14 protein-coding genes are annotated in these 15,302 nt (G+C 47.8%); 3 read left to right on the top strand and 11 right to left on the bottom strand.

What is annotated here, in order from left to right; genetic code table 11:
* Positions 1-28 precede the first annotated feature (28 nt).
* Positions 29-673 carry a flavin reductase family protein gene (locus EI981_RS08760; protein WP_193556439.1) on the top strand — a complete coding sequence of 215 codons (645 nt, stop codon included), beginning with the start codon at positions 29-31 and terminating at the stop codon, positions 671-673.
* A 97-nt stretch (positions 674-770) separates the two neighbouring features.
* Here the strand turns inward: EI981_RS08760 and pyrE are convergent, their stop codons facing one another.
* From pyrE to EI981_RS08720, 8 genes are all read right to left on the bottom strand, one after another.
* Positions 771-1,412 (bottom strand): orotate phosphoribosyltransferase, encoded by a 642-nt coding sequence (pyrE, locus tag EI981_RS08755; protein ID WP_126997293.1) that lies wholly within the window; start codon positions 1,410-1,412, stop codon positions 771-773.
* Entirely contained in the window at positions 1,406-2,143 is a 738-nt protein-coding gene (gene pyrF, locus EI981_RS08750; RefSeq protein ID WP_126997291.1) for an orotidine-5'-phosphate decarboxylase, read from the bottom strand. The genes pyrE and pyrF overlap by 7 nt, the downstream gene beginning before the upstream one ends.
* A gap of 90 nt (positions 2,144-2,233) precedes the next feature.
* Positions 2,234-5,446 carry a carbamoyl-phosphate synthase large subunit gene (carB, locus tag EI981_RS08745; protein ID WP_126997289.1) on the bottom strand — a complete coding sequence of 1,071 codons (3,213 nt, stop codon included), beginning with the start codon at positions 5,444-5,446 and terminating at the stop codon, positions 2,234-2,236.
* Positions 5,447-5,451: 5 nt separating this feature from the next.
* Positions 5,452-6,585 (bottom strand): glutamine-hydrolyzing carbamoyl-phosphate synthase small subunit, encoded by a 1,134-nt coding sequence (gene carA / locus EI981_RS08740; RefSeq protein ID WP_126997288.1) that lies wholly within the window; start codon positions 6,583-6,585, stop codon positions 5,452-5,454.
* A 77-nt stretch (positions 6,586-6,662) separates the two neighbouring features.
* Positions 6,663-7,955: a dihydroorotase gene (locus EI981_RS08735; RefSeq protein ID WP_126997286.1), complete on the bottom strand. Its 1,293-nt coding sequence runs from the start codon at positions 7,953-7,955 to the stop codon at positions 6,663-6,665.
* 87 nt (positions 7,956-8,042) lie between these two features.
* Positions 8,043-8,954, bottom strand: a complete 912-nt coding sequence (locus EI981_RS08730) for an aspartate carbamoyltransferase catalytic subunit (protein WP_126997284.1) — start codon at positions 8,952-8,954, stop codon at positions 8,043-8,045.
* Between the two features lies 1 nt (position 8,955).
* Positions 8,956-9,501, bottom strand: coding sequence for a bifunctional pyr operon transcriptional regulator/uracil phosphoribosyltransferase PyrR (gene pyrR, locus EI981_RS08725; RefSeq protein WP_126997282.1), 546 nt, complete (start codon positions 9,499-9,501; stop codon positions 8,956-8,958).
* A 462-nt stretch (positions 9,502-9,963) separates the two neighbouring features.
* Complete coding sequence (locus EI981_RS08720; protein WP_126997280.1) at positions 9,964-11,217, bottom strand: LL-diaminopimelate aminotransferase; 1,254 nt, start codon at positions 11,215-11,217, stop codon at positions 9,964-9,966.
* A 279-nt stretch (positions 11,218-11,496) separates the two neighbouring features.
* Here EI981_RS08720 and EI981_RS08715 point away from each other — a divergent pair, with 279 nt between their 5' ends.
* A complete protein-coding gene (locus EI981_RS08715) occupies positions 11,497-12,321 on the top strand; it encodes a TraX family protein (protein ID WP_126997278.1) in 825 nt (274 codons plus the stop codon).
* 140 nt (positions 12,322-12,461) lie between these two features.
* Here the strand turns inward: EI981_RS08715 and EI981_RS08710 are convergent, their stop codons facing one another.
* Together EI981_RS08710 and lspA are read right to left on the bottom strand one after the other, a co-directional pair.
* Positions 12,462-13,403, bottom strand: coding sequence for an RluA family pseudouridine synthase (locus tag EI981_RS08710; protein ID WP_126997276.1), 942 nt, complete (start codon positions 13,401-13,403; stop codon positions 12,462-12,464).
* The gene (gene lspA / locus EI981_RS08705; RefSeq protein ID WP_126997274.1) at positions 13,400-13,897 is read right to left on the bottom strand and encodes a signal peptidase II; all 498 of its coding nucleotides are present in this window, start codon (positions 13,895-13,897) and stop codon (positions 13,400-13,402) included. Before lspA ends, EI981_RS08710 begins: the two co-directional genes overlap by 4 nt.
* 246 nt (positions 13,898-14,143) lie before the next feature.
* On the opposite strand from lspA, the gene EI981_RS08700 reads away from it, so the two are divergent.
* A complete protein-coding gene (locus EI981_RS08700; protein WP_126997272.1) occupies positions 14,144-14,875 on the top strand; it encodes a TraR/DksA C4-type zinc finger protein in 732 nt (243 codons plus the stop codon).
* On the opposite strand, the gene EI981_RS08695 is transcribed toward EI981_RS08700, so the two are convergent.
* Positions 14,862-15,245: a DUF5665 domain-containing protein gene (locus EI981_RS08695; protein WP_126997270.1), complete on the bottom strand. Its 384-nt coding sequence runs from the start codon at positions 15,243-15,245 to the stop codon at positions 14,862-14,864. The two genes, EI981_RS08700 and EI981_RS08695, sit on opposite strands and share 14 nt — an antisense overlap.
* Between the last annotated feature and the right edge of the window lie 57 nt (positions 15,246-15,302).

The raw sequence follows: 15,302 nt of genomic DNA, 5'->3' as shown, positions 1-15,302 counted from the left end.
TCAAATATAGTTGAAGGAGAATGAATAGGTGTCTAAAGAACAGAAACTCATATTTAATACAATTGATTTGAGTGAGGATGAGATGTATAAATTGTTAAGGGGCTCTGTAGTACCAAGACCAATTGCATGGGTTTCATCAAAAAGTAAGGATGGCATTTTAAATTTAGCGCCATTCAGCTTTTTTACTGTAGCTTCTCGAAATCCACCAACACTTTTGATCTCAATAGGACCAGGCGATAATGAACGCAAGGGAAGCATTAAGGATACGTTAACGAACATTCGTGAAGTAAAAGAATATATAATTAACATGGTACCTGAGCAGCTTGGGGAAGCAATGTATCGTTCATCGGCTAGTGTAGAGCCGGAGAAAAATGAGTTTGAGCTTGCAGGAGTGACTGCCCAGAATGGTAGACTTTTGAATGCACCAGCAGTGCTAGAAGCGCCAATCTCAATAGAACTTAGGCTGGACCAAATTATTCCTGTCGGTGGAGATCATCTAGTGCTAGGAAAAGTTGAATGCGTCCAAATAGATGAAGCAATCTATACAGGAAACTATAAAATAGCTATCGATAAGTGGAAGCCGCTTGCTAATTTGGCAGGAGACTTTGCCAGACTCATGCCTTCATTTTCATATGAACAGGTTAGTATGATTGAGCCTATAAACACCACGTAAATTAAAAAGAGCCATATTCCGCCCCCGTCCTAATGTCTAGTGAAGCAACCACTTCGGATGGGATTTGGGATATGACTCTCTGACTTCTTCTTGCGGATTATTTGCCGAAGGAAGACGGGTCTTGTCTCCAGGATCTCAAGAGATCGAGGTCCTCTGCCTTGATGACTCCACGTTCTACAGCAACTTCGATCAGAGCGGAATAATTGGACAGTGTCTGTAGCGGTACTCCTGCTTCTGCGAAGGCATTAACCGCCTTGTCCAGCTGATAGCTGAAGATGGCCAGAACTACTAGGGGCTCTGCACCAGCCGCTCGAACTGCTTCTGCTGCCTTAATCGAGCTGCCGCCCGTAGAGATCAGATCCTCGATCACAATGACTTTCTGACCCGGCTTGATCAAGCCTTCGATTTGATTCTCTTTACCGTGGCCCTTAGCCTTGTCGCGTATGTAAGCCATTGGCAAGCCAAGCTTCTGCGATACGAATGCGGCATGAGGAATTCCCGCCGTTGCGGTCCCGGCTATGACTTCGGCTTCCGGATAAGACTCACGAATCACAGTCGCAAAGGATTCAGCGATCAGATCGCGGATTTCCGGATAAGACATCGTTAAGCGATTATCACAGTAGATAGGAGATTTGATACCTGAGGTCCAAGTGAACGGCTCACGCGGACGAAGCGCAACCGCCTCGATATCAAGCAGACGATCTGCAATCTGATTAGCCATAGAATTTGTGTTTACCATGCTTGTTTCATCTCCTCAATAATTTGTAGTGCAGCTTCTCTTGGGCTTGGAGCAGAGATAATTGGTCGGCCTACAACGATGTAGTCCGTTCCCTGCTGCATGGCCTCCAGTGGAGTCAATGTGCGCGACTGGTCGCCTGCGGCACTTCCGGCTGGACGAATTCCTGGTGTAACCGTCTTGAAATCTTTACCACACGCACTCTTAATCGCCTGCACCTCCAGCGGCGAGGCCACGACTCCATCTAATCCTGCTTCCTTCGTAAGCAAGGCATAAGAGACTACGGATTGCTCAACCGTTCCCGGAATCCCAAGCTCCTCATTTAGCATCGTCTGATCCGTGCTCGTGAGCTGTGTTACTCCGATCAGAATTGGCTGCTTCAATGCTGGAGAAGCGGCCATCGCTTCAAGCACGCCTTCCTTGGCAGCCTTCATCATCTTCAATCCTCCAGCGGCATGAACATTGAACATATCTACGCCGAGCGAAGTGATGCTAAATGCACCATTCTTAACTGTGTTAGGGATATCATGCATTTTCAAATCTAGGAAGACGGAGTATCCGCGATCCTTCAATTCACGGACAAAGTCCGGACCCTCGCTGTAATAGAGCTGCATCCCTACCTTCATATAGCAAGGGATCCCCTCCAAAGTGTCGATGAGTTGTCTAGCTTGCTCCACCGTGGGGCAATCCAGAGCAACCATTAATCTTCCTGCGGCTTGTTCGAATATATTCATGCTTCTTGCCTTCCTCCTGTCATACTCACGGCCCCGAAGCTTAAGCCCACGGAGCCGCATTGAATATCAATCTGTTAATGATCAAATTTATTAAGTCCGTGGCATAGCCTGTGAAGAGAAGTTGAGCGTTTCTAGCATTTCCAGCAGTGCGCGAACTGTATCCAGCGAAGTCATGCAGACTACGCCGTTCTCTACCGCTTCACGGCGAATCCGGAAGCCGTCGCGCTCTGGCTCTTTGCCTTTCGTCAGCGTATTGATGACGAAGTGTGCTTGACCGTTGCGGATCAGATCGAGAATGTTCGGCTCTCCGTCCTTCAGCTTATTTACTGTAGTCACTCGGATGTTCGCCTCTTCAAGTGCCGAAGCGGTGCCCGAGGTTGCGATAATCTTATAGCCCAGATTATAGAAGCCGCGCAGAAGTTCCACTGCTTCTTCCTTGTCTTTGTCAGATACCGTAGCGATGATCGCTCCGCTCACCGGTATTTTCATTCCTGCCCCCACCAAGCCTTTGTACAGGGCTTTTGCATAGCGTGGATCGCGGCCCATTACTTCACCGGTGGATTTCATTTCCGGTCCAAGGGTCGGCTCCACACGGCGCAGCTTCGCAAAGGAGAACACTGGCACCTTCACAGATACTTGATCGCTCTCCGGCCACATGCCTTCTCCATAACCGAGGTCCTTCAGCTTCTGACCAAGGATACATTTCGTAGCTACATTCGCCATCGGAATGTTCGTCACTTTGCTCAAGAAAGGTACTGTACGGGAAGAGCGTGGGTTAACCTCGATCACATACACCTCGTTCTGATAGATAACGAACTGGATATTAACCAGACCGACCGTCTTCAGTTCTTTGGCGATTTTGATCGTGATGTCAACGATCTTCTCCTTAAGCTCCGCAGATAGATGCTGCGGCGGATATACCGCGATGGAGTCACCGGAGTGAACACCGGCCCGTTCGATATGCTCCATTATACCTGGGATCAATACGGTCTCGCCATCACAGATCGCATCGACCTCGACCTCTTTGCCAAGCATGTAGCGGTCAATCAGTACCGGATGCTGTGGATTGATCTTCACAGCTTCCTCCATATAGCGAAGCAGGTCCTCGTCGGAGTATACGATCTCCATCGCCCGTCCGCCCAGTACATAGGATGGACGTACTAGAACCGGATAACCCAGTGAGCGAGCAGTTCCCACCGCTTCATCTACAGAAGTCACTGTGCTGCCCTTAGGTTGAGCGATATTCAGTTTGGATAAGAGTGCTTCGAATCGCTTGCGGTCCTCCGCCTCATCGATGCTTTCCAAGGAAGTACCGATAATCCGTACTCCAGCCGCTTCTAACGGAGCTGCCAGATTGATCGCTGTCTGTCCGCCGAATTGGACGATAACTCCCAGCGGCTTCTCTTGCTCGATGACATGCATAACATCCTCGAAGAAGAGCGGTTCGAAGTACAAGCGATCGGAAGTATTGAAGTCTGTCGATACCGTCTCCGGGTTATTGTTGATAATGACGGCCTCATAGCCGGCGTTCTGGATAGCCCATACCGCGTGAACCGTAGAGTAGTCGAACTCGATCCCTTGGCCAATGCGAATCGGACCCGAACCGAGGACGATGATCTTCTCTTTATCGGTATGGAGGACTTCGTTCTCCGTCTCATAGGTTGAGTAGTAGTATGGAGTCGACGCCTCGAACTCTGCCGCACAGGTATCGACCATCTTGTAGACCGGACGGATGCCCTGCTCTTTGCGGAAAGCCGTTACGCTGGCTTCTGTTACAAGCTGGCCGCCGGGATGTCCGGCTGAGCGCAGCTCGGCAATAGCGCGGTCCGTGAAGCCCAGTCTTTTCGCTTCATATAGGGTAGCTTTGCTTAATTCAGTCTCTCCGGAGATCCGGCCCTCGAACTGTACCAATCTCTCGATCTTATCAAGGAACCACCAGTCGATGCTTGTCAGATCTTGAATCTCCTGCAGCTCATAGCCGCGGCGGAAGGCTTCAGCGATTAGGAACAACCGCTCGTCGTCCGCCTTGATCAGGCGCTTGTTCAGTGTATCAGTATCGAGCTCTTCTGTTCCTTTCAGATGCAAACGATGAGTTCCAATCTCTAGAGAGCGAACTGCTTTTTGGATCGATTCCTCGAACGTCCGGCCGATGGCCATTACTTCTCCGGTCGCTTTCATCTGCGTACCAAGCTTGCGGTTGGCATGCACAAATTTATCGAACGGCCAACGCGGGATTTTACTTACGATATAGTCCAGTGTTGGCTCGAAGCAGGCATAAGTCTGACCTGTCACTGGATTTACAATTTCATCAAGCGTATATCCGAGAGCGATCTTGGCAGCCATCTTGGCAATCGGATAACCGGTCGCTTTCGAGGCCAGTGCCGAAGAACGGCTGACCCGTGGATTTACTTCGATGACGTAGTATTGATAGCTCTGTGGATCAAGTGCGAACTGTACGTTACAGCCGCCTTCAATCTCCAGCGCACGGATAATCTTCAGCGAAGCCGTACGGAGCATTTGATACTCGCGATCGGACAGCGTCTGGCTCGGCGCTACAACGATGCTATCGCCGGTATGAACACCGACCGGGTCGAAGTTCTCCATATTGCAGACTACGATACAGTTGTCATTCGCGTCGCGCATGACTTCGTATTCGATCTCTTTCATACCAGCGATTGATTTCTCAATAAGGCATTGACCGATCGGGCTATACCGGATACCGGAAGCGACGATCTCTCTCAATTCCTCTTCGTTCATACAGATTCCGCCGCCAGTACCGCCAAGCGTATAAGCCGGACGGACGATCAGCGGATAACCGATTTCTTCCGCGAAGCGAAGCGCTTCTTCCAATGTCGTAATAATGGTACTCTCTGGTACAGGCTGCTCCAGCTCTCGCATCAATTCGCGGAACAAATCGCGGTCTTCCGCTTTCTCAATCGAAGTTAGCTGCGTTCCCAGCAGCTTCACATTTTCGCGCTCCAGCACGCCGGCACGGGCAAGTTCCACCGCCATGTTCAGGCCAGTTTGCCCGCCAAGGGTTGGCAATAATCCGTCTGGGCGCTCCTGGCGAATGATCTGCGTTACAAAATCTAGCGTAATCGGCTCAATATATACTTTATCTGCCATATTCGTATCCGTCATGATCGTGGCTGGGTTGCTATTAATCAGAACAACTTCTACTCCTTCTTCTCTCAACGCTTGGCAAGCCTGGGTTCCGGCATAATCGAACTCAGCGGCCTGCCCGATGACGATCGGACCGGACCCGATCACAAGAATCTTCTTCATTTCTTTATTTATCGGCATAGTTATTATTCCCCTTTCGCTCTAGCCATCAGCTCAATTTGACGTGATTTTCTCGGATGCTGTCTTTTATGCTCACGAATCATTTCAATGAATCGGTCAAACAGATAGCTGTTGTCATACGGCCCCGGAGATGCCTCTGGATGGTATTGAACTGAGAAGGCAGGGTACTTCTTATGTCTAACGCCTTCGACCGTCTTATCATTATTGTTGATATGGGTTACTTCCAGATCTGTGCCTGCAATAGAGGCTTCATTAACCGTATAACCGTGATTCTGCGAAGTTATATGGCAGCGGCCTGTTGCCAATTCCTTAACCGGATGGTTGCCACCGCGATGGCCGAATTTCAACTTTTCAGTATCGGCGCCACAAGCGAGCGACAACAGCTGATGTCCCAGACAAATTCCGAAGATCGGATACTCACCGAGAAGCTCAGAGATCATCTTCGCTGCGTAAGGTACATCTTTGGGATCACCAGGGCCGTTGGACAGTTGAATTCCGTCCGGGTTAAGGCGTCGAATTTCTTCAGCCGTCGTATCATGCGGCACGATAACGACATCGCAATCCCGCTGGTTCAGCTCGCGCAGGATACCGTTCTTCGCGCCGAAGTCCACGAGTACGATCCGCTCCTTGGTGCCCGGACTACTGTAGATATGCTGTGTTGAGGTCCGTGCTACTTGATTGCGGAGCTCATCGATACTGGCTGCCGCTACCATCTCTTGCAGTTCTTCGACCGATTTTGAGGAAGTCGTTAGGATCCCCTTCATTGTGCCATGATGACGAATAATCCGAGTCAACATCCGTGTATCAATATCTGTGATGCCAGGAATGCCATACTCCTTAAGTAAATCGCCCAGACTGCATTCTGCTCTCCAGTTGCTTGGTCTTGGCTCATACCGGCGTACGATGAAGCCGTGAATCGATGGCGCAATTGACTCGAAATCATCGCGGGAAATCCCATAGTTGCCGATCAGCGGATGCGTCATCGTGACGATCTGACCACAATAAGAAGGATCAGACAGCACCTCTTGATACCCCGTAATTCCTGTATTAAAAACGACCTCGCCGGTTTTTTCCACTTCCGCTCCGAACGATTTGCCTGTGAACAGCGTGCCGTCCTCCAATAACAATCTAGCCTGCATCCTCTTTGCACTCCTTTTTATACACTTCTATATTCTCTAGATCATCCTTCATCTCCAGGGCGACTTGCCTGATAATTCTACAACGTCTCGCTCCATACCAGCTTCCCGCCTACAATCGTATCTGTCGGCCAGCCCTTCAGCTTCCAACCAGTAAACGGTGTGTTGCGGCCCTTCGAGGCGAACGTCTTCGGATCAACGCTGCGTTCTTGCTCAAGATCAATGACAGTTAGATCGGCAGGAGCTCCAGGCGCAAGCTTACCGGCAGACAGTCCGAATACCCGGGCCGGATCAGCTGTCATCCGTTTGACTAGCATCTCAAGGCTCCAGCGGCCTGTTGCGACGAACTTCGTATAGAGCAGCGGGAAGGCCGTCTCGAATCCGACGATGCCAAATGGTGCTTGAAGCATGCCCTTAGCCTTCTCCTCTTCGCTATGCGGAGCATGGTCCGTAACTATGATGTCAATCGTGCCATCTTCAAGCGCTGCGATACATGCATCAACATCTCGCTTGGATCTTAGTGGCGGATTCATCTTCCAGTTAGCATCTGGTCCGGGAATGTCTTCTTCAGACAGGATCAGGTGATGTGGACAGATCTCCGTGGTCACGTTGATGCCGATCTCCTTCGCTTGGCGAATAAGGCGGATCGACTGCTCGGTGCTGACATGGCATACATGATAGTGAACTCCTGTTGCTTCGGCGAGCAGAATATCGCGACCTACATGAATCGCTTCCGACTCATTCGGAATTCCCTTGAATCCATGCTTTCTGGCAAATTCACCTTCAGCAACCGGCGCCCCTTCCACGAGAGAGTCATCCTCACAATGTGCGATTACTGGCATTCCCATAGAAGTTGCCTTTCTCATCGCGTCCTTCATCATTTGAGCGTTCTGTACGCCTACCCCGTCATCCGTAAATCCGATCGCTCCGGCTTCCTTCAGAGCTGCGAAGTCGGTCAGCTCCCGGCCTAGCTCACCCTTGGTGATCGCTGCATAAGGCAGCACATTCACCAGCCCCGCCTCCTTGGCCTTCTCTTGAACAAGCTTCACCATTTCCGCACTGTCGGTTATTGGCCTCGTATTCGGCATACAAGCGATGGTCGTGAATCCACCCTTTGCTGCAGAGCGAGAACCTGTCTCGATCGTCTCCTTATGTTCAAAGCCCGGTTCGCGAAGGTGAACATGCATATCTATGAGCCCTGGTGTCACCAGCTTGCCATTAGCATCAATGACTTTGATATCAGCTTCAACACTCATATCCGCTCCTGCGCCATCCTCCACTTTATCTATTACACCGTTCTGCACATAGATTGTTTTTAGTTCCAGCTGTCCGTTCTCGTTCAATACATTTGCATTACGAATAATGAGTTGCATGGAAGATACACCGTCCTTATAGTCGTTAAATATTTCGGTAGAATAACTTAGTAGAAAATTGATACTGTTCGTTCGTAATCTGCGGACCTACTGTATCGCCCGTTCCATGACGGCCATCCGAATGGGTACACCGTTCGCCATTTGTTTGAAAATTCTCGACTGCGCATGCTCTACCACCGCGTCATCAATCTCCACGTTTCGGTTCATCGGTGCAGGGTGCATGATGATTGTATGGGGAGCAAGTTTACCTGCTCTTTCCTCGGTTAAACCATACTGCATACGATAATCATCCTTAGATTTGAACAATCCTTCCGTATGCCGTTCCAGCTGCACACGCAGCATCATAATGACATCGGCGCAGACCGCCTCTTCCATCGAAACATAAGGAGCATATTCCGCCAGCTCTGGTGCTCGCATATTTTCGGGTGCACAGAACTTCACATCTGCTCCGAATTTCTGTAATGCCCATAGATTGGAGCGTGCTACCCGGCTATGCTCAATATCGCCGATGATCGATACCTTAAGGCCTCTCAAGTCTCCAAAATGCTGCTTCATTGTATATAGATCAAGCAGCGCCTGTGTAGGATGCTCATTTCTACCGTCACCTGCATTGATCAGTGGGATGGAGAGTCGTTCTGCAAGTCCCTCCAGCACGCCCGAAGGCGTGAGCCGGATGACTTCTGCATCGACTCCCATTGATTCTATCGTACGGACCGTATCGTAGATGGATTCTCCCTTCTCTATGCTGGAAGCGGTCGCTGAGAAGTTAAGAACCTCCGCGCCCAACCTTTTCTGTGCCATTTCAAAAGAGAAGCGAGTGCGTGTGCTACTTTCAAAAAACATATTAGCCACGAATTTATCCTTTAGTGCTGGAACTACTTTATCTGTCTGACTGTCCCAGAACGCTGCCCGTTCCAGGATCGAATTAATCTCAGCTGCGCTTAAATCTTTTAATCCGAGTAAGCTGCGTTCCTTCAAAGCCGATACGGTCGATATCATTTTAGTGTCCTCCCCGTTGCTGCGAAATTCTGACTTCGTCGCTTCCGTCGTTCTCCTGCAAGAGCACCTCAATCTCTTCGGCCCTCGAGGTCGGTACGTTCTTACCGATATAATCTGGACGAATTGGGAGTTCACGATGCCCACGGTCAGCTAGTACTGCTAACTGAATGGCTTCTGGTCGTCCGCAATCCATAATTGCGTCCATCGCCGCCCGTATCGTACGTCCCGTGTACAGAACATCATCAATCAGGATGACAACCTTGCTGTGAATGGAAACTGGGAAATTAGCTTTCTCTGTTCCTCTCTCTTCACTGGAACGATCGTCCCGGTAAGAGGTCACATCCAGCTCAACCCAAGGGATGGAGACACCTTCGATATTCTCCAACCGCTCAGCCAACCGCTTAGCCAGGAACACCCCACGGGTCTTGATTCCAGCTAATATACAATTCTCAATTCCTTTATTACGTTCGATAATCTCATGGGCGATTCTCGTCAGCGCCCGCCTGATCGCTGTTTCATCCATAATGACATGGCTTTCTACTTCCATCTCAAATGCCTCCTCGGGATTAAATTAATCCGGTTCCGTGAAAGGCGCATAAAAAAACTCCTTGCCTGGATCAGGCAAGGAGTCTCTTGGCCACAGTAAATAACCATGACTGTCATAAGGATCCCGGACATAATCACTATATACTAGTGTGCCCAGGTATTCCCTTCACGTTACCTTGCCAGTCTCACGGGACTGAATTAAAGGTGCTATTTCGTTCATGAGAATTATGACAGATTGCGACTTCTGTGTCAAGATAGTCCGCCTGGAAAAACAAGGTTTTCGGCTGAGAAATTTTCAGCCCTATCCCTGCTGGAGTGAGATGTGATTCATTGGTTATAAATATACGTTAAAATTAATAAATATTCAATATAATTTTTCCTCTCTATTTCCATAAATAAAGCGTCACTCCCCAAAAATGAAGGAATGACGCTGTTTGTATATACTCTCTCTCTTATATGGTTCTCAAAATTGAAACTTCACTTCACTCAAACGTCGTTTGATTTCAGCAATGATAGACTGCTCCTTCTCAACTCCGTGAGCTTCAAAAGTGACTGAGAAGCGGACATAATGTCCGGCATCATCCCACGGAACCGTGGAGATTAGCTTCTCCCGAATCAAATACTGCGAGAAGTCTTCCGCCGATTCAAATTTCGGACCGCCTGCAACTCCCTTCGGAATCGCTACATAAAGGAAAAAAGAACCTTTCGGCTTCACGGCTCTGAATCCGAGATCATTAAGCGCAGCCACCAAAAGATTGTGGCGTCTTGAGTATTTGGCAGCGATGGCTTCCGTAATCTCCGGGTGGGCCAAACCGTAGGCAGCAGCCTTCTGGATAGCGATAAATTGCCCTGAATCGTTGTTATCCTTCACGTCGCTGAATGCTTTGACGATTAATGGATTACCTGCCACAAAACCGATTCGCCAACCGGTCATATTATATGATTTCGAGAGTGAATGCAGTTCAATACCTACATCCTTCGCTCCAGGCACAGACAAGAAACTGAGCGGCCGAATACCATCATAAGTTAATGCTGCATAAGGCGCATCGTGAATGACAACAACATTATATTTGCGAGCCCAGGCGACGACTTCCGCGAAGAATTCCACAGTAGCACAAGCTCCGGTTGGATTGTTAGGATAATTCAAGTAGAGCAGCTTGGCCTTTACGGCGATATCTTCCGGAATCGAAGCAAGATCAGGCAGAAAATGATTTTCCTCTGTTAGTGGTACGGTGTACACACTTCCGCCCAAATATTGCGTATGAGTACCAAGAACCGGATAACCTGGTACGGTCATAATCGTAATATCACCAGGATTAATGAAGCAGGTCGGCAGCATGGCCAATGCTGGTTTGGAGCCGATGGAATGGACAATCTCAGTTGTTGGGTCTATTCCTTCAACCTGAAATACTTCCTGCAAATAGCGGGCAGCAGCGGTCTTAAAATCTGCGATACCGTTGTCCGCATATCCCCGATTCTCCGGCTTGCTTGCTTCTTCCGCCAGCCTAGCTACAATAGCGCTATCAGCCATATCGTCCGGCTCGCCTACGCCCATATCGATTAATTCCAACTCAGGCCGTCCTTTCTTCGCTGCAGCCTTTGCCCGCTTTATTTTCTCAAATTTATAAATAGCTGTATCTTTACCATAGTTCGCCCCACCGATACGCTCTGCGAACTGCTGTTGGATATATGTCTCTTGATACATCTCTATGCTCATTTTGCTTCTCCATCTCCTTATGAACATCCGTTCCAGTTCGTATTTATTAACTACTGCATCGCATAGCAGAATGCATTGCGTTAGCAGTATTAAATATGCTGTAAAACGCGCCTCAAGAGAATGGATTAATCACCGGATCGTTTGTACTTTTTAGCTTAAGCGTAATTTTAACTAAAATTAAACATTCCCTGCCTCTAATTTAACCTGCGGCCGGTAAGATTGTTGGAAAGAGTTAGAACTTGCAACAATAAATTTAATACTGCGTTCGGGGGAAACTAAATGCTGCAAAAAGGTTTAAACGGCTTTCAGATCAAGCTACTGGCACTAATTTTCATGACAATTGATCACATTCATTTTGCATTTCAAGGTGTGTATGAAGTTCCGCTCGCTTTCAACATTATAGGGAGAATCGCCGCACCGATTTTTATATTTATGGTTACAGAGGGCATGAGGTATACCCGCAACCGCGAGAAGTATATGCTTAGATTATGGATCGGATCGTTAATCATGAATATCGGAAATGCTATCATGAATGCATACTTCCCATTAAAGAGCGGCGGTATCATCATTAACAATATTTTCTCCACCTTATTTATCATTTGCCTGTTTATTTATGGATTTGAAAAGGTCGTGTCCAGCTTAAAAGCAAAGCAATATTACAAAGTGTTGGGATTTTCATTGCTGACCCTGTTGCCGTTTATTAGCTCTGCTTTGATTTTCGCTATAACAAATACGGGCTTTGACCATCTTTATATGATTTATCTTTTTAAATTTATAATGACTGCATTCCCATCCATATTGTTTACGGAAGGCGGTTACGTTCTTATCTTATTAGGACTCGGATTTTATTTGTTTGGAAGAAGCAAAATAAAATTAGGCGTCTTTTATCTGATATCTTCAGCAGTCTATTTTTTCTTAAGTGTCGATTACTCTTCTGTCTCGACATTGTTGGCAAGCGATATTCAATGGCTAATGATATTGGCGTTGCCGTTCCTGCTGCTGTACAACCGTGAGAAAGGCAGAAGCATGAAGTACTTTTTCTATCTATACTATCCGCTGCATATCTATGGTCTGGTTACTTTGTCATACTTCTTGGGGCGATAATTTAAATATTGGAATTAATCATTGGGGATGGACACAGGCCCCCATATACCAAAAATTACGAAAATACAAAAAGCAGCCTCTCTGGCATAGGATTTGAATAATCCTCTAACCGGAGGGACTGCTTTATTCTTTGTTGCGAACTAGCGGCTGCGGAGCGATTGCAGCAACATTTCCATATCATCAGGAATCGGAGCTGTGAACTCGATATATTGTCCGCTGGAAGGATGAATGAACCCGAGAACGGCGGCATGGAGAGCCTGTCCATCCATCTTGATTCCTTTACTCCGCCCATACATAGGATCACCTACCAGAGGATGACCGATAAATTTCATATGAACCCGAATTTGATGCGTCCGCCCAGTCTCCAGCTTAAGCTCAACCAGCGTGTAGTCACCAAACCGTTCCACCACATGAAAATGCGTTACTGCCTGCTTGCTGTTCTTCTCAATCACCGTGTACATTTTACGGTCATGAGGATCACGTCCAATCGGTGCATCAATCGTACCTTGATCATGACTCAAGTTGCCATGGACCAAAGCATAATATTTACGCGTAACGGAATGCTCCTTCAATTGAGCAGCTAATGAAGCATGTGCTTTGTCATTCTTGGCTGCCATTAACAGACCGGAAGTATCCTTATCAATCCGGTGGACAATTCCTGGACGAATCTCGCCATTGATACCTGATAAGTCCTTGCAATGAAACATCAAGGCATTAACCAGCGTCCCTGAAGAATGACCTGGAGCCGGATGCACAACCATCCCCCGCGGCTTATTTACGACGATGACATCCGCGTCTTCATAGTACACATCGAGGGGTATATCCTCAGGAATGATCTCTGCCGATTCCGCCTCCGGTATGGTCAGTGTCACCTGATCTCCCGTATTTACTTTATAATTCGCTTTTACAGATTCGCCATTGACAAGGATATGCCCATCCTCAATCCATAACTGGATCGCACTGCGTGAATACTCTTCTCCAAGCTGCTCTTTGACAAACTTATCGATCCTGTTCTTCTCAGCCGCTTCCCATTCATACGACTGAAGTTCAGAATCGGTCCACTCTTGCTCTTCCAAATTCATAGCTGTTCCTCTTGCTCCTGACCTGTACTTGATGCTTGCTTCTCTCTGCGAATGTCAAGCAAGGAATCAAGCACAATAAGAATAACACCGATCACAATGCATGAATCCGCAATATTAAAGATCGGAAATGTATACGAACCAAAATTCAACTGCAAAAAATCGACAACCTCGCCACTAACCGCACGGTCCAGGAAATTCCCAACTGCGCCGCCAAGCACCAGCGAGAGTGCAATAGACAACATTTTTTTGCCTGTACGTCTGATTTTCTGCAAATACCAGATGATACCTACTACCACTACCACTGTAACCACGATAAAGAACCAACGCTGCTCCTGCAGAATACCGAATGCTGCGCCGCGATTACGGCTTGATGTAATGAGGAAGAAGTTGCCGATCACCGGAATCTGCTCACCAATCATTAATTGAGTGGCGATTAAATACTTCGTACCTTGGTCAATTAGAAACGCAACCAATGCGATCAAAAAATAAATCACGCGGGAATTCACCTCATTTTTTCTTTTCCCTGCTGAATTATCGGCAGGATTCACCACATGCAAGACCTGTCTATTGTAGCATAGCAACAGGAAAACCGTCCATGCGCGAAAGGATTTTCCTCAGGTAAAACGCTGCGGTTTTGCGCAAAATATCGCTATAAGAGGTTGTTCATAAAGTCTAACCTTTTTGAGCATACACTATAACAAATTTCCTAATGGTCTTTCCTGAGAAAGGAGTTTCCGATTATGCCCCATTTATCCGAGCAACAGCTTGCTGAGCTAAGAGCCAAATTGAACAACTCCCTACATGACATCGAAGAGAGGCTAACTAATAATGATCATTACGGGCTGCAGGATTCACTACGCGACACCACAAATGAGCTATCTACCCTAGATAATCATCCGGGGGATCTTGGATCAGAAGTATTTGAACGCGGCAAGGACCTAGCCTTAGTGGAGCATAACGAATTGCGACAAACCCGTGTTGAAACGGCCCTACGAATGATGGATGAAGGTAGGTATGGGATATGCGTCACCTGCGGCAAGCCGATCAGCTTCGAGCGTCTAAGCGCAATCCCCGAGACCATGTACTGTAAAGAGCATAGCCCGCAGACCTTTCACTCTATAGCACGTCCTGTCGAAGAACAATTTCTGTATCCCCCGTTTGGACGAAGCAGTCTGGATGAACACGAATATAACGGGTTCGATGGTGAAGATGCCTGGCAGATTGTCGAAAGTTTTGGAAGCTCTAATACACCAGCTATGGCCGAAGGTCGAGATATATCGGATTATAACGATATGGAGATCGAAGCCTCGACAGAGCTGGACGGATTTGTTGAACCATTGGAGAGCTTCATCGCTACCGATATATATGGTGAGAATGTCTGCTTTTATCGTAGCAAAAGCTGGAAGCAATCAATGGATGCCGGCGATTATGTAGATGACGACGAGCTGGAAGGCGGTCCTAATACGTATTAAGCTCAAGCTGGCGTTGAACAATCCGTACAATATCGGCGATATAATCTCCAATAATCGGCAAATTCAATGCCCCTAACACCTGTAAAACATAAATAATAGTTGCCGCAAAAAAAGTAAAACCCACGGCAATTCCAACGCCGCGTGCCGTACCTGATAATATATTGAGCCAAATAAGACGCCATGGACGGTTCAGCAGCTCGGTATATTGGGCAATTCGCGATCTTTCAAGCTGCTGCGTCCACTTTAGGGTTAGATTATACATGTCTCTGATTTGCTCTTCGGATGTCTCCGGTATTGCTGTAAGCTGAGTCGGATCTTCAGCGTCTGTTTTCTCCGGGCTGACATTTGGCCTTCCTTTACGCCGAATCATTCCGGGCACCTCCGTTACACATAAAGAAACGAGCTTGGGTACTGCCTTGAGCACCCC

The sequence above is a fragment of the Paenibacillus lutimineralis genome, assembly GCF_003991425.1.
GTDB lineage: Bacteria > Bacillota > Bacilli > Paenibacillales > Paenibacillaceae > Fontibacillus > Fontibacillus lutimineralis.
Note: the sequence above shows the minus strand (reverse complement) of the source record. Positions and strands in the feature narration are given on the sequence as shown.

Coding starts and splice junctions, on each gene's coding strand:
- pyrE (WP_126997293.1), bottom strand. CDS start 1,412: ATGGTAAACACAAATTCTATGGCTAATCAGATTGCAGATCGTCTGCTT.
- pyrF (WP_126997291.1), bottom strand. CDS start 2,143: ATGAATATATTCGAACAAGCCGCAGGAAGATTAATGGTTGCTCTGGAT.
- carB (WP_126997289.1), bottom strand. CDS start 5,446: ATGCCGATAAATAAAGAAATGAAGAAGATTCTTGTGATCGGGTCCGGT.
- carA (WP_126997288.1), bottom strand. CDS start 6,585: ATGCAGGCTAGATTGTTATTGGAGGACGGCACGCTGTTCACAGGCAAA.
- EI981_RS08735 (WP_126997286.1), bottom strand. CDS start 7,955: ATGCAACTCATTATTCGTAATGCAAATGTATTGAACGAGAACGGACAG.
- EI981_RS08730 (WP_126997284.1), bottom strand. CDS start 8,954: ATGATATCGACCGTATCGGCTTTGAAGGAACGCAGCTTACTCGGATTA.
- pyrR (WP_126997282.1), bottom strand. CDS start 9,501: ATGGAAGTAGAAAGCCATGTCATTATGGATGAAACAGCGATCAGGCGG.
- EI981_RS08720 (WP_126997280.1), bottom strand. CDS start 11,217: ATGAGCATAGAGATGTATCAAGAGACATATATCCAACAGCAGTTCGCA.
- EI981_RS08715 (WP_126997278.1), top strand. CDS start 11,497: ATGCTGCAAAAAGGTTTAAACGGCTTTCAGATCAAGCTACTGGCACTA.
- EI981_RS08710 (WP_126997276.1), bottom strand. CDS start 13,403: ATGAATTTGGAAGAGCAAGAGTGGACCGATTCTGAACTTCAGTCGTAT.
- EI981_RS08700 (WP_126997272.1), top strand. CDS start 14,144: ATGCCCCATTTATCCGAGCAACAGCTTGCTGAGCTAAGAGCCAAATTG.
- EI981_RS08695 (WP_126997270.1), bottom strand. CDS start 15,245: ATGATTCGGCGTAAAGGAAGGCCAAATGTCAGCCCGGAGAAAACAGAC.